This window comes from Algoriphagus marincola DSM 16067, assembly GCF_000429405.1.
In the GTDB taxonomy this organism is placed as follows: Bacteria; Bacteroidota; Bacteroidia; order Cytophagales; family Cyclobacteriaceae; genus Algoriphagus; species Algoriphagus marincola.
Genome location: NZ_KE386901.1, coordinates 11,001 through 35,640 on the forward strand (window position 1 = coordinate 11,001; position 24,640 = coordinate 35,640).

The 24,640-nt window shown below is 38.7% G+C and carries 9 protein-coding genes; all 9 read right to left on the reverse strand.

Features of this window, described 5'->3' with window-relative positions; genetic code table 11:
- A partial coding sequence (locus G457_RS22080) for an MBG domain-containing protein (protein ID WP_035484516.1) occupies positions 1 to 6,137 on the reverse strand: 6,137 nt, incomplete at its 3' end.
- Positions 6,138 to 6,260: 123 nt separating this feature from the next.
- Positions 6,261 to 7,424 carry an ABC transporter substrate-binding protein gene (locus G457_RS0120565; protein WP_162142725.1) on the reverse strand — a complete coding sequence of 388 codons (1,164 nt, stop codon included), beginning with the start codon at positions 7,422 to 7,424 and terminating at the stop codon, positions 6,261 to 6,263.
- A 63-nt stretch (positions 7,425 to 7,487) separates the two neighbouring features.
- Positions 7,488 to 8,084, reverse strand: a complete 597-nt coding sequence (locus G457_RS0120570) for a phage tail protein (protein ID WP_026948131.1) — start codon at positions 8,082 to 8,084, stop codon at positions 7,488 to 7,490.
- Between the two features lie 1,272 nt (positions 8,085 to 9,356).
- Entirely contained in the window at positions 9,357 to 9,752 is a 396-nt protein-coding gene (locus G457_RS0120580) for a response regulator (protein ID WP_162142726.1), read from the reverse strand.
- A complete protein-coding gene (locus G457_RS22460) occupies positions 9,742 to 12,063 on the reverse strand; it encodes a PAS domain S-box protein (RefSeq protein WP_026948133.1) in 2,322 nt (773 codons plus the stop codon). The genes G457_RS0120580 and G457_RS22460 overlap by 11 nt, the downstream gene beginning before the upstream one ends.
- Positions 12,064 to 12,656: 593 nt before the next feature.
- Positions 12,657 to 14,897, reverse strand: a complete 2,241-nt coding sequence (locus tag G457_RS22705; RefSeq protein ID WP_211230247.1) for an eCIS core domain-containing protein — start codon at positions 14,895 to 14,897, stop codon at positions 12,657 to 12,659.
- A 20-nt stretch (positions 14,898 to 14,917) separates the two neighbouring features.
- Complete coding sequence (locus tag G457_RS0120595) at positions 14,918 to 17,245, reverse strand: glycoside hydrolase family 18 protein (protein ID WP_035484519.1); 2,328 nt, start codon at positions 17,243 to 17,245, stop codon at positions 14,918 to 14,920.
- A 1-nt stretch (position 17,246) separates the two neighbouring features.
- Complete coding sequence (locus G457_RS0120600) at positions 17,247 to 21,785, reverse strand: contractile injection system tape measure protein (protein WP_026948135.1); 4,539 nt, start codon at positions 21,783 to 21,785, stop codon at positions 17,247 to 17,249.
- Positions 21,778 to 24,639, reverse strand: coding sequence for a hypothetical protein (locus G457_RS0120605; protein WP_026948136.1), 2,862 nt, complete (start codon positions 24,637 to 24,639; stop codon positions 21,778 to 21,780). The genes G457_RS0120600 and G457_RS0120605 overlap by 8 nt, the downstream gene beginning before the upstream one ends.
- Between the last annotated feature and the right edge of the window lies 1 nt (position 24,640).

Sequence of the window (24,640 nt, forward strand, 5' to 3'; positions counted from 1 at the left end):
ACTGAGGTACCTGCTGGAAGTGTTCCACTGATCTCAATACTCTTCTCAGTTCCATCAAAGACAAAGCTTCCATCTTCAAAGGTAATTCCTGTGATATCGGCCGGTGTGATGGTCAGGTCAGCGGTCAAAACCAAAGTATTGTAATTGGATCCCGTAATAGTCGCAGTGACTTCTTGGGTTCCTACATCCGTTCGACCATTGTTTGTATAAGCCACTGAAGTACCCGTAGGAAGTGTCCCCGTGATAGCCAAAGACTTGGCTGATCCGTCGAAGACAAAGCTTCCGCCTGTAAATGTAATTCCTGTAATTGTAGCTCTTGTGATTGCAAAGTTGGAAGGTATAAAGTTGATGGTATAGTTAGATCCAGCGCTTAAGCTTCCCAACTGTAATGGGTAAGTTCCAACATTCTCTCCGGCTACCCTTGAGAGTGATCCTGTCAGGATACTTTCGTCATCTCCCCCCGCAAAACCAGTAGCTGCAAAGGTGAATACCGGATCTGCCTGTCCAAACACCTTACTTTGGCCAACATTTGCAGTTATTGTTAATACTTTCTCTGCTATTACAAAATTGGCCGAAGTAAAGTTGATGAGGTAATTTGAACCTGCGGAAAGCGACCCAATAGTAATCGGATAAGAACCCACATTTTCACCTGGAGCTCTACTCAATGCTCCAGAGAATATGGATTGATTGTCTCCATTGCCAAAATTGGATGCAGTAAATAAGAAAACGGGATCCGTTTGTCCAAATTCCTTGGCCTGATCAGGATTGGCCGAAACATTCAACGTTCTTGGAGTAATCTCAAAGTTCGCTCCCGTGAAGTTGATGGTATAATTATCACCTGCGCTTAAGGTTCCCAGATTGATGGCATAGGCACCTACATTCTCTCCGGCAATTCTTGCCAAAGCTCCTGTCAGAATACCTTCATCATCACCATTTTCAAAGCCATTTGCCTGATAGGTAAAGACTGGGTCAGCTTCTCCGTAGATTTTGTCCTGACCAGGATCGACCGTGATATCCAAAGTTTTCTCTGTAATCGTAAAGTCCGCTCCGATAAAGTTGATCGTGTAGTTAGAACCAGCATCCAAGCTACCAAGATTGATGGGATAGGTGCCGACATTTTCTCCGGCAGTTCTTGCCAAAGCTCCAGTAAGGATACTTTCATCGTCTCCGTTTTCAAAACCACTCGCCTGATAGGTGTACATTGGATCAGCTTCACCATAGATTTTCCTCTGATCGGCATCAACCGTGATAGTCAAAGTCTTCTCGGCAATCGTAAAATCCGCTCCGGTGAAGTCGATCGTGTAGTTATCTCCTGCGCTTAGATCACCTTGTAGGATTGAATAGATTCCAATGTCCTCTCCAGGGGATCGAGTTAAGGCACCAGTTAGGATTGTTTCGTCTTCAGCGCCAATAAACCCGGATGCAGTATAACTAAACACTGGATCAGGGGATCCAAACACCTTACTTTGATTCGGATTTGCGGTAATTGAGAGTGTTGCTTGAGTAATATCTGCTTCTAAACCAGCAGGTTGTATAATTTCATAATTATCCTTATCCGTACCATCCAAAGAGAGCCCCGTAACAGTTACTGGAATTGCCATACCTACATTGGACTGTGTGAAATTGGCTACAGATGTACCGATCACCGATACGTCATCAGAACCAATTCCAGTAACAGAAGGAGTTCCAGATAGAGAAGCTAGGGTCGTACCATCATAAACCTTATTGTTTGCTGTTAAGCCAGTGACTGAAAGTGAAGCAGCAGAAATAGTAGCTGTGGAAGTAGGCGAACCGGAATAATCAATTTCATATGATGATGCATTTGCACCTCCCAAGTTGACAGAAGTGATTCTGACCTCTTTTCCAACGCCAACGTTTTTATCCACAAATTCAGTTGTTATATCATTTATAAAGACATTAGTCGCCGATGCATCAATACCAACCAAATTCAAACTGGCTATGATAAATGATGCAGACCTTGTGCCATCATAAACTTTATCAATGGCACTAAATGATCCAGTTATCTGAAGGATGCCTTTTTTGATTTCAAAATCAGCTGGAACAAAATTGATGGTATAATTCGGTCCGGAATCAAGTGTACCCTGATTAATGGCATAAGTACCCACTGTTTCTCCTCCATCTCGTGAAAGTGCTCCAGTAAAAATTGTCTCATCATCTGTACCTTCATATCCAGAAGCAGTGAAAGTAAATACAGGATCTGCTGTTCCGAGAAGCTTGGATTGTCCCGGATCAGCGGTGACTGTCAACACTTTTGGTACAACAACAATTGTCACATTGATGGTCACTTCAGATGTGTTTCCTGCAGCATCTTCAACAATATATTGGATTGAATTAACACCTTCATCATTTCTATCAAAAACGGATTGACTAAAGGTCTGGGATTGTATTCCACAATTATCCGTAGATCCATCATCTACCATGCTAGGCAAAAGCTCCACTGTGCCGAAGGCATCCACATTCAAGGAGATTGCTGATTTTGCACTGATGATCGGGTCTTGAGTATCCTCGATCACTATATTTTGGTTTTGGAAAGAAATATTTCCATTACCATCGTCATATGCCCAAGTGATCACAGTGGTGCCTTGGGTGGTAATCGGCAGGGTTGCATTGCTCGTAATTGTAAGCGGACCTCCGCAATTATCTGTACCGGTAGGAGGAGTTAAGGAAGTCACTTCACACTGCGCAGTAATTGTTGGCAAGCCTATTACATCTGGAGTTGGTGGAGTCGTATCGTCAATAATTACATTTTGATTCTGGAAAGTAATATTTCCATTGCCATCGTCATAGGACCAAGTTATTACCGTGGTACCTTGAGTTGTAATTGGAAGAGTCGCATTATTTGTAACCGTGACCGTTCCTCCGCAATTATCGGTAGCGGTAGGAGGAATCAAGGATGTCACTTGGCATTGGGCTGTAATATTTGGCAAGCTCAATACATCAGGTAATGGCGGAGTTGTATCGTCAATAATTACATTCTGATTCTGGGTAGAAGTATTTCCATTCCCATCATCATAAGTCCAAGTCACCACTGTGGTACCTTGAGTAGTAATCGGCAAGGTTACATTGTTAGTAACTGTCACTGTTGCACTCAGATTATCTGTGGCTGTAGGAGGTATCAGGCTTGTCACAGCGCACTGTTCATTGATGTCTAGCAAATCGCTTAAATCAGGAACTGGCGGAGTTTGGTCCAAGGTAGCCGAATTATCGGTAGCGGTGGCTCCCGTATTTCCTGAACCATCTCTTAGAACAAGTGAAACTGTGAGTACTCCATCAGTCAAAGAAGAAACATCAACTGACACAGCCTGAGAAGAGGTTCCAATAGATTCCCTTCCAGATATCGTAGCAATATTACCGTCTCCTGAACTGGAAATAGAATACACCGCAGTAGTTCCTATTTCAGCACTTGACACAGTAAAAGAAGTGTTGGTCGCCTCTGATGCACTAATGATTAAATCATCCCAGGAGACTGTGTATCCTGAAGGTGGAAAATCATCATTGGTGATGGTACCTGTTCCAATACCATCCGATATTACTACTCGAAAACCGGTCGGGTTAGAAAGACTTAGCGTAAGGGTTTCGTCTGGCTCCACTATTAGATCACCTGAAACAGGGACATCTATCGTCTTACTGGTTTCTCCTACCGCAAAACTAAGTGTTCCACTTACTGCCGTGTAGTCCGATCCAGCAACCGCAGTTCCATCTGCAGTGGCAAAATCGACAGTTGCTCCTCCTATTGGCGCTGCGTGGCTTAAAGAGACTGTAAAGGTAAGTGAAGTAAAACCAGCATCTCCTTCAGCAACTGAAGGATCGTTTATTGAAATTGAAATATCATCATCACTCAAAATGGTTAAGGTTGCTCCATCTGTGATATCAATATTACTGGACGCAACAACTGCCGGAACCAGATTACTCATCGAAATGAGAACAGTCTCATTGGGCTCAGGGGTAGCATCAGCTGTAGGTGTGATAGTAAATGTTTCCTGCTCTCCGGCAGTTCCAGCAAATGACAAGGTCTGATTAACTATCGCCGTGAAGTCATTATCTGCTACGGTTGCAGTGCCATCAACGGTACTTACATCCACGTCAAAACCTCCGTCTACTGCATTATCTAAGGTTACTGTGACGGTAATTGGTCCATCATCCTCGTTTCCAAACACATCAGCTATGGTTACTATGGCTTGATCATCATTTGTGATGGTACCTGTTCCGGTACCATCAGCTATTGCTATTCCGATACCGGTCGGGTTAGAAAGAGTAAGCGTAAGGGTCTCATCTAGCTCCACTGTTTGATCACCTGAAACAGGGACATCTATCGTCTTACTAGTTTCCCCTACTGCAAAACTAAGCGTTCCACTTACCGCGGTATAGTCGGATCCTGCCACCGCTGTTCCATCTGAGCTGGCATAATCCACTGTTACTCCTCCTACTGGTGCTGCCTCGCTTAAAGAGACAGTAAATGTAAGCGTTGTCGTCCCAGAATTACCCTCATTGACGGAAGGATCATTGATCGATATTTCAGTAGCTACATCCTCATCTTTGATAGTTATTGTTACCTGATCGGGAGTCCCTTTTATTGCATTTGTAGGTGTACCCATACTGATGATGATGGTCTCATCGCCCTCTACGATACCATCAAATTGTGAGGTGACACGGATACTGTCTCGAATTTCGCCAGGTGAAAGAGTAATGGATGTTCCTGTCACCGAATAATCAGTTCCACCTCCTGTTGCAGTACCTGAAAAGGACAAAGGAACCGTAACTGCCACCCCAGCAACTGCATTTAGGTTGGCTCTGACATAAGCTTGACCACCACTCTCATCAGTAATGGGGTTATATATATCCAATACCTCCAAAGAAACAGTCGGTAGCGGATCATCATCTATAATGGTATACGTTACCTGTTGGGTTCCACTTTCCGTTCCATTCGAGACACTTGCTATATCAATGATTACCGTTTCATTGCCCTCAAAGAGTATGTCTGGCAAATTGGTAATATTGATGCTTCCGGAAGTATTTTCAGATGGGATTGTAATACTTGAACCTGATAAGGAATAGTCTATATTAGATCCTGTTGCCGTTCCAGAAAAGGCTAAGTTTACTATAGTATTTACCCCATAGATATTGGATAGACTGGCTGTCACCACATTGGGGGTCGATATAGATTCTGATCTTGAGGCAGGGTTTACTGCAAGGGTAACAGTAGGTACAGGGAGTACATTTAAGGTTGCGATATAATTACCCGAACTATTTTCTGTCCCATCGTTTACTTCAAATTGGAAAGAGGTATTGGTTGATGAGCCATTTTGCACATACTTAAGTCTACCGGCATCCAGATCAGCCTTAGACACTGTACCTGAAACACTTAATGCTTCCCCTCCATCAAATACATTATTACCATTCAAATCGACAAAAAGCGTTCCCGCTCCAGTTAATGATTCAATCAGCAAATTATTCAATGCATCTCCATCACCATCACTATAACCGAAATCTGAAGTTGAAAATGTATAGACTAGGTTTTCGAATGGACCATTTGATGCAGTAAATGAAGATGCAGTGGGAGCAGTGTTTGAGGAAACTGCAGCACTAAAAACAAATGAATCAAAAATGGCATCAAAACCAAATGGGCTGCCTTGATCCGTCAAAACAACAGATGTCACATTATCAAAACTCGAATTCAAATTTGTAGTTACACCATTGTTAAAAGTTAAAGGACCGATAGTTTGAGAACCAGTTGAACTTCCGCCATTAAAACCCTCTATTTTTACGCCTAAATTAGAACCAAAAGCACCTTGAGCCCAAAAAGAGTCAAACTGAAATGCAGAATTATCTGTTTTTGAAATTGTAATGGTTTGTCCTGCCGTAAATTCTGTAATAATCCCACCTGTACCGCCTTCTCCATCATTAGCATCATACGAAATATCCTGGGATCCGGCATTAGGGTTGGAAGTTGTAAAAACGAACTTAAAACCATTAATCCCTGCAGCGAGGCTTGCTGTAATATCTTGTTGCTCACTATACCCCTGATCATCAAATGTCACAGTCGTTTGTCCCTGTACTTGAAAAAACAAGAAAAAGGAGAAGATGGTCAAGCTCAAAAATTTTTGATTCAGTATCATAGTCTTAATTTTTCTAATGTCTAGGTCAACCCTTAGCCTTTAAAAATCTGCTGCTAAAAGTAGATCGGTTTAATATTTTAACTTATTGCTCTATTTTCATTTTCTGTCAACTAAACAGAAATTCTAAATACACATATAGGGGTTTTTCCATCCGGATGGAGTTGCCTCTCTTATATCTTTGAAAATACTTTCATTGTATAGCAAGCCTTTTCCACTTTCTACTACCAATCTATCGATGGATGTATTTGATGTTTTGACCTTTAGGACATCTATTTCCGGAATTGAAAAACCAGATTCTGGGTAAAAATTCCGTTCACCCCTAGGGCCTCTTACTTTCTCAGTCTTTAATAATGATTTAACTTTAATAAAGTCTTTTTTCTGCAGAAAAGAAAATAATTCTTTGAAAACTAAGCCTCCTTCATAGCCGAGAAGTGCATACATATTGGTGTCCTGTCCGGCAATCGCTCGGAACTTTTGTACAAACCGCTTATTCTCTTTACTCTCATTTCTTGGGTCATAGGTGGAAGCGGTAAACAGTTCCAGTCCTAAATGCCTCACATCGCTCAGCCACTCATCATAGACCATATTTTCGTTTACTATCAGCGGTATTTCTTTATTTAACCCAGCTTGATGCCAGTCATTTAAAAATTGGAGTCCGCTTGGCCCACTGAATAATGCATGCACCACACTTGGGTTCCCGGTTTTCATCTCGGCTATGGCTGGAGCCGGAAGAACTAGATGGGGATTCATTTTTGTTGAATCGATCACTTTAAGCAAAATATTTCCCCCTGAACCCATCGAAACACCTTGATTGAAGGAAGAGTGTAAATGATAGCCCGCTTCATACATGGGCATGATCATCCCGATAGGTGAACCAAATTGTTTGGAAGCCCATTTACCCAATGCAAATTCAGACTGCCATAGTTGATTGGATGAAAAAAACGCATGATCACCCAAATAATCAAAATGCGGAATGTTTTCTCCCATATCAAAGAAAAAACCCAATTTATTATAGCTCTCAAGTAAAGGCAAGATTTCCGGCAATGCAGCATAACTGATTAAACCTGAAATCATATCCACTTTATCGATATGAATCAGTTTTTTTATACCTTCTGCACACTTGGTTCCTGAGCCTGACTCCGTGAAATATGGGATGAATTGGATGTCATTTTGTCGGAATGGATCTCTGTCGAACCCAAGAAAAAAACCAGTCAATAGGTGTTCAGCATAGTAGGGATATAGTGAGGAATATGGTTGTAGAAACCCAATCTTGATAGGTGAAGTCATCGTACTTTTTTGTTCAAAAATGGGTTTTAGAAAGAATCTAAAACCCATTTAACCCTGTTCATATTAGCTTCGAGAAGGGAAAATACCCTGCATGCAGAAAATAAACTGAATCACACCAATAGGCTGAACGATGCTAAATGGCTGACTTCCTCCGGCATTTCCAGTTGTTCCAGTCCCTGAAACGGACCCTCCTGCAATTGGAACATTGGTGGCAGAATTATTATCTGTGTACACTTGAGCCACACCTGCAGGAACAGGACCATTGGCAGGAGTTACAGCTTTTGCAAAATATTTCCCATTAGGATCATTGGAATTGCCATCAACATTTTTGCCCTCTATAGTGACTTGCAAGGCCGAAGCTTGAAAATTATGATTATGAACTGGCATTTCAAGTTGAGTTAGCGTGGCTGTTTCCGAACCTTGCTTGGCTCCCTGCTGATGAAAAGAAGTTCCCGGGCTTTGACCTGCACCCACGGGAGCTCTACCTCTAAGATCTGGTAAGGCAAAAGTAGTTCTTCCGTCACCTCCATAGATTGTTCCTATGAGTGAAAAAACTGCTGTAAATTGTGAGATCGCGATTAATTGTCCCTGACAAAGCGACCAACCTCTTGGAGCCCATGTAGGCCCCCAACCCATGATGGTTGATAGGTAAGAATCCATAATAAAATGTAGTTAGATGTTAATAAAAAGAATTATTTATAAATATCTATGATATAAATAAGCGAACCTATACGTATTTATACTTATTTACATTTTATTATAAAAAATATTTGTAATTAATTGATTTTCAATTGTTTGAACCCATACTTTTTTTTAAATTAATATTTTATCTGATGAATTATTTTTTAGTATTTTGAATTCTATTTATTTCAAAAACATATTTATGTATTTATTATTCATTATAAATTGAATGAAAAATAATTTATATACAAAATATCTTTCATAATCACCGTTTACCAAATACATAAAACAACGCTTAAAGTTTTTAAATGGCAGTTTTTATTAAAAGATCATGATTTTCATTTATCGATTTAATGTTATCAAAAATCAACTTGAGAAGAGGTGGCCGCCATTCCAACTGCCAAACTCAAAAATCTGAATTCAAAAATAAAATCATCTAAATGGCATCAGCCAGCCGAGCCGGCAGAAGCCCAGACGTAATTGAGGGCAATGAGATCATCCTTTGCCAAGGCATTAGAGCAAACTTGGGTTTCAGCAATCCGGTTTAGTTACTATATAAGCTTCCAAAACTATATACCTCACTTATACCCTAATCGAAAATTCAGCTTGCTCTACCCCTTTCGTACTCAAGGACTCGATATCCGATATTCAATTGAGGTATAGAAAAGAAGGTTTTTGAGCTCCAGCTTTTATTGGTCTCCTTAGTTAGCTTATAAAGCATAGAGGCCTGTGCTCCAGCTTATAATTCTAGCTTTTCCAGTTGTTGAGCATCTTCTTTTGACAGATTTTCGATAGAAAAGGGCTTTTATCAATCAAAAAGAGAAAAAACAAAAAAAGACTCTACTTTTTGGCAAAAAAAAGCCTTGAAAATCAGTGATTTACAAGGCTTTGATTTCTTTTAAAATCCTATTTTGTCGGGGTGACAGGATTTGAACCAAATCACAAAAACCACTGATTTCCAGTACTTTACAACTGACTAGACTTTTAAACTCACCCAATTACTCACCAGTATAAATAATTTCATAACTTATTGAATAACAGATAAATATAATTATTTCAAATCGATATACAAAAAAACTGAAAAACCTTTGATTAAGACCAGTATAAATGAAGACCTAAAATTTCTTTTGATTCAGAAACATCCAAAGTGAAAAAAGTGATTTGATCAAAAAGTAAAATCAAATTATCAATATTGAAGTAAAGTTCTACTTTCACTTTTTTAAGTAGGGTTCAAGCCAATTTTTCAACTACCTAAGTTTTCAGACAAGATCTTACGATTTCAATTCCCTCTTCATTTATTGGTTTATTGAAAAAACCTTTGATAAAATCATACTCATCTGCCATTTTTCGATGAGCACTTGAAATAGAGGAGGTAAGCAAAAAAATATGCATATCCTCAATTTGATTTTTACTTAATTCATTTAAAACATCAAAGCCACTCATCTCTGGCATATTGATATCTAAAAGCAAAACAATCACTCCCCCTACCCTATGTCTTTCTTTCAAAAAGCTTAATCCTTTTACAGGGGATGTAAAAGACTTAAACTCCACCTGTTCATTAATTACTTGCTTTTTCTCCAACAATTTACGAGTTACCAAAATACATATGGGGTCATCGTCAATAGAAATAATTGATTTAGGAAGCATTTGGAAGGAAAATTTTAAAAACAGCTTTACTTTTTTCATCATTGATCAGCGATAAATCTCCACCAATCAGTTCTAAAAGAATTCGAGCGGATTTTAACTTCCATACTTCTAACTCTGAAAAACCTGTTAGTGAAAAATCATCCAGACCATTGGTTATTTGATTGAATTCAGAGATGATCTCAAGTTTTGCTATTGAATTTTCCATTTGGCAAGCAGAAATCTTAAGTTTAAATGGAAGGTCCCTTAGCCTATTATTATATGCGAATGAGAAAATTTGATTTAAAGAAAGACTTAAATAATCCAAAGAAGTCAAAATCAAAAAATCTGGAGGAATATTCATTTCTATTTCATTAATCCCATAGTTAAAATATGGGAAATTTTTGGAAATAATACTTTTAATCAGAATACCTAATTCAACAGGTTGAATATTGCCTGTTTCCGACATTTCAAAATTAGTAATGGTATCTAATTCAGAGATGATTTCCTCTAGTCGATCCAAACACAATTTAAATGAATCTAGAAACATATTTTTTTCTTCAGGACTGTCAGAGAGTTCGATTAATTTGTAGAGTCCGGATAAATTAGAAATTTGACCTCTGAAAAGATGAGAAGTGATATTATTGAATTCTACCAGTTTGGCATTAAGAAATGAAGTTAATCTTGAAACTTTTCTGATCTCCTGTTCTTGTTCGATTTTATGAGTTACATCTTGACCAATCCAGAGAAGTCCTTCTGAATGCTTTGGCCCAAGAAATACCACATCCCATTCACAATAGATTTTTTTACCTTGTTTTGTAAACTGCTTTAGAGTGGATCTGAAAATTTCCCCGGGGTTTTGTATGGCTTTCTTTGCCATCTCTTCTGACTCGAGAAGACTGCTTTCGTCCAGAACGGAAATATCTGCTGTATCTCCTCCTTCATAATTTTGGTCAAAACCAAAATGAGTTTTGTAGTATTGGTTCATAAAGATGACCTCTTTTGAGACAGTCATCCTAAAAATGAAAAAAGAGTTGTTGTTGACAAGGCTTTCCAATAACTGGGTCCTTTTTTCAAGTAAGAAATTGGCACGCTCCAGTCTGTTTTTAACCTCCATGTCTTCAGAAATGTCCTGAATACTACCAATGATCTTCTGAACTTTCCCATCGGTTTTGATGGGATTCCCCAAAACTTTCACCCATTTGATTTGCCCATTATTGGACTTAAAGCGGTAATTGCTATTGTAAGGCTTTCCAGTTTGTATACTCTTTTCAAAATCCTCCTCCATTTGCTTAAAACTTTCTTCAGGATAAAAGCTTTTCACAAACTCTAAATTCAATTTTACACTGGAATCTAGACCATAAATTTTATAGGTGTTTTCTGTCCAAAAAATAGTATTTGCTTCTAAATCTACCTCCCAAGCTCCTATAATGCTTTGTTTTTCAAGTTCCTGCATTAGCGATTGGTATAATCGCAAATCCTCTTGTAATTCAACCGCTTGAGTAATTTCCTTAAAAACGATTATTAATGATTCAGCTGATTTATAATAATCTAAATGAAAGATTCTTTTTTTTGATTCTAATTTATATTCCAGAGACCCTTTATTCCCTCCTTTCGTTAACAATTGCTTTTTTACCACTGAAATTAATTCTTCAAATGAATTTTGGTAATTTCCATTTAGTGATTGGTAAGCATCAAAATCAAAACTAAAATCTGAAGGGAGAAGAAGCAATTCCCTGGTATGATCGCCCAAGATGACTGATTTTTGATCATAGTGTATGATGAGCGCCCCGACTTTTGCAATATCAGCAACTTTATAAACAGTCTCTCTCCACTTTTCTATTTCTATTTTTTCTTGGCGAATCTGAAAATTGGATTTATGAATTTCCAATAAATTATTTGCCTGCCGGGCCAATAGTCTTAGATTTCTCAACTGAAACTCGTTCAGTACTTTTGGTTCAAAATCAATCACACAGCAAGTACCCATTATGTTTCCTCCACTTGAAAATAATGGGAAACCAGCATAAAACTGAACACCAAATTCCTTCAAAGCAGGATGATCATTTAACTCTGGATCAGAATTAAGGTCAGGTACCAATAAAAAATCAAGCTGTTCCTCCTTCACCTTCTTACAAATTGAATATTTGATTGGAGTCTCTTTGATATCTAATCCAAAAGATGATTTAAACCACTGTCTTTCAGGCTCAAGCAATACGATTAACCCTACAGAACAACCACAAACCTCAGCAGCCATCCTCGTAATTTCGTCAAACAGACTGTCTTTTCCCGAATCCAAAACATGATATGTCTGAAGGTCAGTAAATCCTAAATCCATTTTTTTATATATAAATTACAATAAAAATAGAATAAATAAACATAATTTAATTATTTCTTAAAATAACAAAATATTTATACAAATGTACATAATAAATTTAATAACGGGAGTCAATTATGGGAACTGGATTAAATCATAGGTCAGATAAGGGTCAATCAAATATTAAAAGCTAGCAGAAAAACCTCAGACATTCCTCGGAGGATTGCTTACAGAAATATTTGATTTAATTATCAAATCGGAATCACGACATATCCTAGCCTCGCCCGATCAGTCAATATCCCATTGCTAACATAGTCATATCGGTACCCCCAACCTATCCGAACCCGAGCCGATAAAAGTACCTTAAGATTAATATCATTGTTATGTGGCAGATCTCTTTGGATCAGGTATCTGGCATTGGTTACTAAGTCCACTTTCGGACTGGACTAAGTCTATCTCGAAACCCTTAATGGATAATGTTGAAAGCCGGATATCTGGTATATAAAAACATCTCCAGAGATCAACCGCCCAAATTCACCCACCTTACCCGGAAACTAAAATAATAATTTAAGTTTGTTAGCTCCAAACCATAAGCATCATCAAAAATTCAAAAATCAAATCATTCCTGCCACATCATCCAACTTGGATGAAGCCGCCCACACACTGTTTAAATCCCCAAGGTTAACCTTCGTCAAGGCATCATAAAGAATTTGGGTTTCTGCACTTCTATTTGCACTTTTATCTAGTCCCCCAAAACTTTCTGCCTTCGCCTTTACTTTAGCAAGAATTTTATCAGGATCTCCTCCTTTTGAAATCAAAGATTTAATTTCTGATATTCCTTTCGGAGTAAAGAAAAAGAAGGTTTTTGAGCTCCAGCTTTTATTAGTTACAGTGGTAAGTTTTAAAAGCATAGAAGCGTGTGCTCCTTCTAATGATTCTGGCTTTTCCAGTTGTGGTGCATCTTCTTTTGGTTTTTCTGTTAACCCCAAAAACGCACCGACCTCTTTTGCAGTTTCTTCTACAGCTCCAATAAGTTTTCGGAATTTAGATTCTGAATCTCTTAAATTATGTAGGGCAATAGCACAGACTTCAAAATATTCCTGATTCCAACTTTCCTCAATTCCTAAAAAAACTCTTCCCGGTCCCTGAATATTGATCAAAGAGTCACTTAGGGCATCCAACTGTGCCTTATACCGTGGATCTCCCTCAACCTGTCCTTTCAAGACTTCATACCTTTTTCGGGCCATCATGAACTCCCTTCTTTGACCCTCAAACTGTTTGGCAAATTCTATTCGGTTTCGGATATCTCCAAAAAATCCACCTACTTCCCCTCCTACCTTTCCGGAAGCCTCAATAGCTTTCCCCTTTACTTCCTCTATTTTCTTATTGATCTTTTTATATTTCTGATAAAGCTCATAAGCCTGTTTAGCATCATCTAGAGTGACCTCTTTTAAAGCATCTGCTATTAGACTAGATGAAGCTTCCGGTTCGCTTTCTCCCTTATCCTTTTTCGGTCTTTTATCTTTTTTTGGCTTATCGCTCTCCTTTTCCCTGGATCCAAAAATACTGAATATACTACCCGAGGATTCAGATTCATCATCAGGGGAGTCCGGTAAACTCGGTATTTGTTTCATCGCTTCCCATAAGCTACCTCCAACTTCCTTGGCAATTTCAAACTTTTCTTCATAGCTCAATTGACCCCAGATTAGTTTAAGAGCCTCTTTCGGATAGTTCGTCTCTTCCTTTTCTCCAGAAATCAGACCTTTAGTCTTTGTTTCTGCCTTTTCTTTTCCCTTTTCTCGGTACTTCGCCTCCCAATCTTCCCCTTTCTTTGCCAAAGCAGTCACGATGGTTTTCGTTTGCTGTATGAGCTCGGAAACCTTTTCATCAAATACAGGGCGTTCCTTTTTATTGACTTTTTGCACTACCAATTGGGTATTTGTAGAAGCCACTTCCCTTTCTTCCTTCAGTTGGATTTGAGCTTGAGAGCCTACTTGTAATGCTTTAGCCCCCATAGCATCGGCTTCCTTTTCCAGCCCTTCATCGTCATTCACATTAACCTTCCCTTTTAACTGACGAGTAGGCTTCACTCTACCCTGCTTCTGCTGGACTACATGCCAAGCTTCATGGGCTAAGTGCTTTTCTTGTCCCGGGGCAATGTGAATCTGGGTTCCCTGCGCAAAGGCATGCGCATGAAGTTGAGTTGGGGCCTTGGAATTGTAATGGACCTTAACATCATCCAAGCTGTACCCTGAAAGGTTCTCCACCCCGGATTTAAGTTGATCCGGTAAGCCGGTTTGATTCTCCTTTCTTTGTAAACTATCCTCTCTACCAATCAAATTCGATGTATCAGAAGCGCTGCTTTTTTCTTTCAATTGCAGTTCTTCTTCATCTTCCACACCCTTCATTTGCAGTTCCTCCTCCTCCATTTCAGCCAATTGGACCTGCCCATCCACTAGTTTCATCTGCAATTCATCCTCTTCCTCCAATGTTGCCATTTGAAGTTCATCCTCCTCATCCATACCCATCATCTGCAATTCATCCTCCTCCATTTCAGCCATTTGGACCTGCCCATCCTCCAGTTTCATTTGCATCTCCTCTTCTTCATCCATTTCTGCCATTTGGATTTCTTCCTCCTCGCCCATACTCTTCATCTGTAGCTCCTCCTCTTCTGAGCCTACTCTTTGAATAGATTCTTTTCCATTTTTTGAATTCAGCATGGAGGCAAGCTGCTGTTGAAGGATACTTTCTGATCGATTGTCTTTTAACTGAGCTATAGGTTTTTGATCATTCAATACAGAATCAGGGTTTTTACCTGGTTTTACTTTTGCGGATGACTTAATGATTTTTCCCATAGCTCTGTAATTTACTGATTTTAAGGCAAATCCTTTTGTGTGAAGGTTTTTGAAATACGTAATCGATGAATAATGATTCCAGCTAAAATTCCTATTAAAAAGATAATCATCACACCCCATATAGTCACTTCGTTGCTTCCCGCACCGATATATTGAAAATGGGTGTCAAAAAAAAGATAGAAGAATAAACTAATGAAAGAAAGCAATCCAAAAGTGATCGTCAAAGCTATGAGAAGACTTCTAAAGCTCCATTCTTCTCCGTTTCGCCTAAGCCCTATAAACATGATAGCTACTGAAATAATCAGAGCGATAAAAAAGGAAATAAATGCGACTAGATTTATTTCAGCATACCTATCCCATCTTCCTAAAAGACAAATGCATTCCAAGTCTGAATCAAGTGAGTAATAATCAGTACCGGGGTATTTGGAAAATTTACTTTCATAGTCCCAATAACTTTGAATCCCTTTCTGATCTGCCAGCACTTTTAAACTATCACTATCAGGGTAAATTTCGTAGTAGCAATATTCTTCTTTTGGCTTTTTGTTAGGATCCCCAATATAAATATCATTTAGACCGGCCCATTGAATATCCCTACTGTAGCTCTTGAGGTAATCCAGAAAGGACGGCTGATCTATTGGCTTTTCTATTTGTATTTTCTGACTAGACAATACCAGTGAATCCAATTCAATCATGCTTGCACCAAGCACATCCCAAAGTGAGGTAGAGCCCCCCTCAGTGCCTAAACCCAAAATAGCCACTCCACCAAGATTATTATCTAATAACCACTGATACTTGGTAGCTAAGCCCATTGGATCCGTAAACCAGAGTTGCTTTAATCCTACTCCATCTTTATAATTTAAATAGGAGGAAGACTGAATAGGATCGAATCCTACAACCGCACCGGTTTCACTTTCCAAGGCTCTTGTTAGAATTGCCTGGCTCTCTAGGTAGTCGACGATGGTTCCAAAATCCTTTGCTCTGCTACCTGGAACAAAGTCCCGCATCTCCCAGAAAATGCCTTCGTAGCTAAGCGTCACAACTAATTTATTGACAGGTACTTTCCCGTTTGCGTAAAAATTTACTGCATTTTCAATCGATCCCCTCAAACTGACTTGGTCTGGAAAAAGTGGACTCAGGGAGAATGGAATTGTAGTTTTTTCGATATTAAGTCTCTGTGTCTGAATTAGGTAGTAATCAATCCATGGGTTCAGGTTAGCATAATCCAAACTCGAAGCTATCTGAATCTGTGAGCTATTTGCCAAAGGAGGAACATTGAGTGTAAGGATTAAGCTATTATCAACCTCACTAAGGCTTGCCTTCAATTTGGAAACAAAGGCTGAAACAGCTTTGCTATCACTTGATCGAAGTCCAGTCAAGTTTAAATTGAGACCATTTAACCCATTTGCGATTATCAGTTCATTAATTCGGGTGAAAAAGCGAGTAGCCATACCTGCATTGCTAATCAATTCTCTAGTACGCTGTGAAGAACTGGTTTCTACTGAAAGGGATATCCGCTTTCCAAAAGCCAAACCCTTGGATAAGACCGCTGAATCCAAAACTGCCTTTAATCCTTTTGGATTGGCTTCCAGCCCATCAGAACCCACTTGATAACTATCGAGGACCAAATCAGTCAGGTAATTCAGATTATATTCCTGAAAATTATTTGTGCTTCCATACCATCCAAAAACTGGCTTTTTTGCTTTTAAACAGAATTGATAATTGACTATCAAGGTGTCAGCTAAGGTATCCTGCAACACAAGTAAGCCTGGAGCACCGCAAGACAATCCTACCTTTCTCAATTCTACCAGCGCGGCATTAAGTTTGATTTTTTCCGCTGCCTTCTCCTTTTGAGATTCATCCAAAAGTCCCTGAAGCACATTTCCCAATTGAACCTGAATTGAATCTACCAGGGTTTGTGGTGCCTTCGAGTCCAGATTTCTAATTGTTTTGGCAATCTCATTCTGAATTTTAAAAGTAGTATCTCTGGTGACAGACAATTGATTCGTCAGTTCTAAAAGTTCATCAGCAATCAGTTGTACAGTGACAGAATCAATCGCCAAATCTCCTGAAGTTGTCAAACTTCTAATCAAATCAACAACTCTTTCCCTTTCCTTCCTATTCCTGTTTTCACGAAAGCGAAAAGGTTGAACCAGTTTATTAATGAGGCCAGTTCGAGCAGAATCACTTACATCAATAGTGTCTCTCATGATCAGCTCGGAAGGTGGTATGGTATCTTTTTGGGCAAATACCAGTGAATTTCCAAAAGCAAAAAGAAGTAGGCCAAAAGTCAATATGGACTTAAGGAAACTTGGTCGAAACTTGACGATATATGTTGTCAGATAATTCATTTTATCTCCATTTCACTTCTAATGACTTTTCCATCCATGGAAGTCGGATCATGGAAATATTCCAAGAAACCGAATCCAACAAAATATCCACACCTGTTTTTTGAATACTCAGTTTATATCCTTCCTGACCAAACTCCAAGATTCCCTCCCTTTGCAGAAAAGTTTCTCGAACAGCATCTATTGAGGCTGTTTTCATTTTATCCCAATTGCCTTTCATTCCTTGGATTAAGCTTTCTGATAGATTAATTTCTTCATCGCTCAGCACCACTTCCTCTAAATGCTGGCTACTTTTCATTCCAATCAAGAGCTTGTTTAAAACCAATTCATATTCAGGGAAATCATAGTATCCAAACACAATATTTTGAAGGATGTATACAGCTCTTGATTGATTTTTGACAGGAATAATTCCCTCCTCCACTAGTACCAATCTTGAAAATAAAACTGATAAAAAAGGCCAACATAAAACCAAACCGGCATTTCGTACTTTCACCTGGTCTCCCACCTGAATTTCTTCATTTTTTTCTGCTACGGGGGAGGGTAAGATTTTGCTGATTTGCTTATGATATTGAGAGAATTTTTCCGAGTTAAATTCTTGCTTTCGAAGTAAATTTTTGAAGAAAGAGGCCCACTTGATCTCAGAATGTGACCTAGTCAAAAAAGAAAGGAATTCTCCTAAAAAATCTCTGGAAAATGTTTTTTTGTCCTCTATATAGAAACCGTAGCTGAACCTGAGCAAAAGTATCTTCCAAATTCCCGGGTTCAGGCGTGATGCATACATCCATGGACTCCAAGAAAGAAGCTCAATTAATTGCTGCTGAATCCTTGGATCCTGGAAAAACCAGCTCCGAATCAACTCAGGCTCTTTGGATTGATGAATACTTACTTTAATCAAACGATCAATGTCTGACTTTACCATCGGTCTTTTTCCCGAATCCGAATTAGGATTAGTATTGGATTCAGAATCAGAAATACCCTTTTCTTCGGAATTTTTATTGAGACGCTCTGCACGCTCTTCGGTCTTACCAGTTGGATCACTTTGATTTATTGGTTTAAACTTCTCAAGTACAGAAAGTAAGTCTTGATAGTAATTTTTGTATTTGCTTTTCGAAAGCCAGCTAATCAAGATTCTAATCTCTTGATCATTCAGGTCAGAAATCACTTGATCGAGTCCTTTTCTGGAAAAAATCAATAGCAAGGATTCAGCTTCTTCTGCATTTATCTTTTCCAAAGTTTTCAGGCTTTGAAAAAGTAAATCATAAGGATTTTGAACAGGAGACCACCAAGGCACGTGTCCTTCATTTTTCAGAAAGAGAAGGGAAAAGAACAATTGATCGTTTTCTTGCTTTCTAAGGATTAGGCGATTAGATTCTTTCCTATTGGTTTTTTTAATGGTCTTGAGAAAAACTGTTCGACCACTTTCACTTAAAGCTTGGCTTATGGTGCTTGAGGTCGTGGAGGGATAATTTATGGCTTGAGCTGAAAAAGAAAAATATTCCGGATTATCTACTGAAAATTTTTCAAGACTTTCCCAAAAATACCTTGAAGCCAGATCCTTGTAATCCTTTTTGAAACGAATCCTGAGGGATAAAGTCAGGAGCAATTTACGCCAGTTCAAATGACTCCTTCTGTCGGAAAAGAAACTACTGGGTAGCATCAATAAGCTAGTCAGCTCTTTGGTGAACCCCTCTCCAAAGCCTAGAGTAGGAAAAAGTTCCGCTGTAATTTTATTTAATGTTGCTTTGGACGAAAGATCAGATGTCCCTGGAAGATACCCCACAAGCTTGTCAAAAGACTGAATTCCCCTAGCTTTTGATTGATCAGCTTGTTGGTTACCTGTTAGCGGTGGAATTTTCAAATGGTTTTTTGTGGAAAAGGCAAGTATTCCCCGCATTTCTGAAAATTGAGTAATCAAAAAATTCGAAAACTTCGCCCATTCCAAACCACTCATACTGCTTTGAAGCTTTGGAATATTCAAGATTAAATCGGGCAAATTGATCTCCAGTGAGGCCTTCAGCAATTGAGGTTGCTCTTGACTGTATCTAACTAGTCTTTTAATAGCGCTTCTTCTCCTCCTTTGTGACCAAACAGAATATTGTTCTTGAGGACCAAAAATCAATCGAATATCTTTCTTGATAATTGCTCGAACCTGTTTATTCAAATATTTGGAATCTGAAGACGCCACTATCAAATCATTCATGTCCAATGACTGGAATGAGAAAGAAATAGGCCATTCATTTATTTTCGAAGATCCGGAAAAGCCTGGTAAAACCCCTTGACTCAAAAGATCTCTTTGTACCTTCTTCTTATAGCTCAAAAGACTAAAATTACCCATCCCACTTTGATCCCACAGGAATCGAATTAAGCCTGAGCTCTGATAAATATTGGCCTCCTTTGAACTTGCCATTAAGCGAAGCAGCATATTTTTCTTTCGCTCCAGAACTGTCTCAAATTCAATGAGGATATTTTGAAGTTGCTTGGAATCCAAGTCCATTTGACTGATTCTCAGCAAAGCGTCTTCAAAAAAATTAAGCTTGGTGAATAAATTATCAGACTTGGTTTCTTTAGAAGAACGAGAAAGTTCAAGAAAAAAAACATCCCATACTAGCTTGTCCAAGGAACTAGTCTTTTTGGAATTAATTTGAAAAACCTTCTTCAAATCAGCGGTCAGAATCAACCCTTCTTTGGTGTTTATTCCACCAAACTTTTTAAAATAATCCTGTAATTGGAGTGAGTCAACCTGGTTCAACAAAGACCAAATTCTTTTGGAAAGAAAAGGCAAGGCATCGGCACGGGACTGCTTGATCCAATCTACTAAAATTGGTTTCTTCTTTTCAACAATCCCATGAAGACTTTTGAGTAAATCAGACTCATTAATAGCTGAAAATGAGTTATTTAAATAACCTGAAGTCAAGTATCTCCAAAGAATCTCTTCGGCAATTATTTCTGCATTCTTAATTCCATTACTAAAAGAGCTTTCCGCTCCTATTTGCACTGTTTCAAAACTTGAATCATCCTCTTCTTTACCGTCATTCTCAGAATATTCCTGAGCCATCATTTCCTCTGGGAATTCTTTGATTACTTTTTGATCAGCAGATCTTGATTCTTGCAAATTCTGCGCTGAAACAGTTTGGTTGTAAAGCAGAGCTCCCACTATCAGAGGGGCCTCTGAAACTCCATGGTCCATACCCAGTTTGACCAAAAACTTAAATTTTGAGACCTGAGCGATTGTCTTTGAATTGAAGAAAGAGAAGGCGAAGGTGAGGACCATTTTATACCAATCTTCTCTAGTAGTAAGATTTAGAATTTCTCTTTCAGATTGCCTGGAAATGAAAGAAAGTAGATCTTTTATTCCGATTTCGGCAGAAGGCTTTTTTAATAATTCAGACTCATTTTGGATAAAAGCAAATGATTGATTTGCTATTTTCTCCCAATTCTCCCCTTCCTTGCCTGCAATCGTTTCGAATAGTTTCTTATTTCCTCTCGGGCTTAATTGATTCCAGAATCCTGCATATCTTTCCAATATGATCTTCAAAACCCTTCCGGATTCCACCCATTGAGCCAGCCAACTAGGCAATTTCGAAGAAGGAGAAGAAAAATTAAACCAATGTATCAATTCCTGAAAACCCGGATATCCTGACTGGTCTTCAGGCTCTGAATTTTGTACTGCCACCCATTCAATGGTCTCCTTGAAGCCTCGATGCCAAGAAGTTGAAATCGGGATTTGGTTAACAATTTGAATGACTTCTTTCAGGAAAAATTCAAATTCCAAATTATGATGCGCAGCGATGGACTTCAAAAAATTGTTACTAAAACTCATCCTGTTGAATCGCGGACCGGATTCCAAAGCGATATAATTGATGATAAATAGATTCAGTGCTTGTTTAAGCTGTTTTTCGGGAGAGTTGAGTTCGGCATGCTCCTTTTGAATCCGGAGATAAGTCTCTCTGTAAGCAATAATCCACTCTGCATCTTCAGGAATCAAAAGCCCGATAATAGCATCAAACTGCTGATCTTCTAAGGAAGCGACGCGGAAACGGACCGATTCATTTTTCTTGATTGAATCACCTATTAAAAGGGATAATCCTTGACTCGAATTTGTCAGTAATTCATTTAGTATCTTATCAAGATTCCAAGAAGAATCCATCCAATAAGGGAAATAACCCTTTATTAAAAAGCTTTCAAGAGCAAGGAGAAGCAAATTGGTCTTTGAAACCCCTTTTCTGCTTGAAGTTGAAAAGGAAATACCCATTTTCTGCTCAATTTCCCTTTCAAGTGCCTCTTTTATAAGCTTATAAAGCTGCTGACCCAATCCTTCATCAATGTCATCCTTGGAAATTTTACCCAAGTCGACTTCCAGGGATTCAATTTCAATGTTTATCCCTTGCGAGGAAACGCTATTAAATGAATGTTCTAGGCTTGGAATAATCGTTGAATGGACCAAATCCTCAAATTTCTGGTTGCATTCAGATGCCAAGCGCTTAGATGGATATTTAAATGAAAGCAGAACCTCATCCACTTGATTAGGACGAAAATCAATCATGATCACCTCCCTTTTCAATTTCTGATAAAAAATGATAGAGGTCGAATGCTTTGGATACTATCTCCTCTTTACTGCTATTGTTTTGAAAACTAGTTTCCCAGCTTAAATAGAGCGGCTCAAAAACACTGAACTTTTTAAAATCAAGCCAATAGATGTTCATTTGTAAATGAGCAGGCACTCTTTCCTTTACTTCTGTTTCGACAAAATGCCTGAAATACTTTTCCTGAAACCTTGCCGGCCAATCAGGAAAAACCAAAGATGTTTTCAAATTGAAAAAATCCTCGCCGACTATTTTCCCATTGGATAGTCTCCTTAAAAATACCAGAGATCGTTGCCTGTAAACTCCCTGATCATGCAGGGTTCCTTTCATTCTTAATTTTTCGATCTCCAACAAGGATAAATATCCAGAAAGGCTCGGTTCACCGGCAAAGAGATACACAAATTCCGAGATGTATTCAAAAAGCTCATTTAAGCCTTCAGGAAAACCTTCATCAAATCTGACAAGGTCTTCCCCTTCTGAATCTTTGATTACAAAATCCTCCTTGTCCTTATGAAAATTTTCCTTTTCAATTCCACTTTTGAAGAATAAATCTAGTCCTTGTGATCGCTCAGTTTCATTAGTAAACCACTTTGACATGGCAATAGACTTCCCCCACTCATCTCTTAGCTCGAAACCATATTCAGAATCTTCAATAATGCTCTTTAAAAGAATGTGATCAATCAAATACATCCCCTCTGATTGGAAATTTCGCTTCCTAAAAAAGGAAATGTTTTTATTGATAGCCGATAATGCCCCTTGTATCGTTTTTCCTTCCCAAACACTCACCCAAACGGTATCTGACTTTTGAAAAAGCACCTCAACCTCATCAGAACTTTTATTATTTTTTGATATCCAATAATTGTCAAGATCTAAGGTTCGAGAATATAAATCCTTGATTCCTATCTTTCCCAAAGAAAATCCAGAGGAGACTTCTTCTTCCTCCATGGAAAAAACCCGCTCAACCTTGCTCAATGGTCTATATTTCTGCACAAAATCATCATAGAGATTTTTGGTTCTGACGATCCCATTGGAATACATGATTTCATCCTCTGATTTATTGGTAAAAAATTGAGGAATCAAGCTTTTCTCAGGGTTCTCGACACCCAATACCAAATTGAGCCAATCCAATAAAACAAAACTCATTCTCTCTGATTTTTGGCTCTTCAGAGATGCTCTATTTTTCGCATAATTGAATGTGTGAATCTGACTTAGTATTTCATATTTCTGAAGGAGCATCTTTTTCAAAAAAGCCTCTTCAGATTCAATTAGGTTGAGTTTGAGCCCTATTTGATAAGGCAGCGCTTGAATTTGTTCACCAAAGCGTGCAAGGATATGATCCAAGATCCGGTTTTTTCTTTTCAGATATTCCGAAAAGGTTTCCCCTGTCTGCGTATTCTTTTTATCCTTTGTAAAACTAGAATCAATTTGACTTTTGATCTCGATCTCATCACCATCAATCGTCGTTTGGAAATCCTGACCAAAATAGGTCCCCTGACTACCTGATAAGGATGGGTCAAAAAAATCGACCAGATGACCAAGCTGTGCCAGGTAATTTGCCAGATGCCTTTCAAAAAGCATTAAATACCCTTTCAATTGCCTTACTTTGGCATGCCTTTCTAAAGGCTCCCGGCTTGAAAGCCCGTCTTTACTCAATCCATAGATTCCGGGAAAGTGATGCTGAATAGAAAGATACTGGGTAGGGTTTCTGTATTTCCCATTCAACTGACCACCCCAAATATTTTCTTTATATAAATCTACTTGGTAGACCCTGTAGTTTTTTGACCAATAGTCAAGCAGTAAATCAGCAACCCTGTTTTTATTAACCCGCTGTAAATTTCCATTTACAAAAAGCTCAATGGTAAAAAACACACTGTTTGATTCATGAAAACTGGTATTGATTGCCGCATATTTTCCTTCAGGAAGCTTGATTTCCTGAATACTTTCCCCATTGGAGAAACTAAAACTCCAACATTTCTTTATTCCCTCAATTTTTGAAATCAGTCGTTGGATTTTCTCAGCGAACAAAACCCTGCTTCTGGGCTTGAGTTCAGTATCCCGGATAAATCCCCGCTTTAATCGAGGTCCGGAAAAGATGTTTTCCAATCGAATGCCTTCATCCAAAAGCTCTTCCAAACTCGAAAAAGCAACGGGATGATAGAGGTAAACTTCCAGGGCAAAAATGATCTCAGCCAGCAGTCGGTCCAAATCCAGATCACCACTTACTTCAATATTGGCATTCAGGCTTACCGCTAAGGGTGACAGTAAAACGGGCGCTTCAAAATCTTCGGCAAGATTCCTGTTTTTAAACAAAAATTCGCTAATCCTGGCAAGAAAAACCTCTCCCTCCTCTGGATAAACTTTAAGACGTTTTTGAAATGAGAGTGAGGGAAGGATTTCAAGACGATAAATTCCATTCACTGCTTCTTCTCCAGCTACTTGATTTTTTGGTTCCAACCAGCAATTTTGGACTTCCGGAAAGGTGTCAATAATTAATTTTCTGAAATCATTTGCAGTAACTGGATGCGAGCTAAAAACCTCAGCCGGTGAGAAAAAAGAATTTCTTCCCGCATCGATCGTACCCCCCTTTTTAGAAATCAGCAAATCCTCAATGGGAAAATTGGTTTTAAATCCCAATTCCGTCAACCCATAGCAGAACTGTTCCAAAATTGTCACTCCAGGATCATGGGCGTTGTAATCTGTCCATCGTTTGCCACTTAACTCCTGAACATAAGAAAGGCCTTTCTCCTTCAGCAAATTATAATCCTGAGAGGGTTTAGCTTTAAAGTTCTTATGAATAGTTCCTGGCTTCTTCATA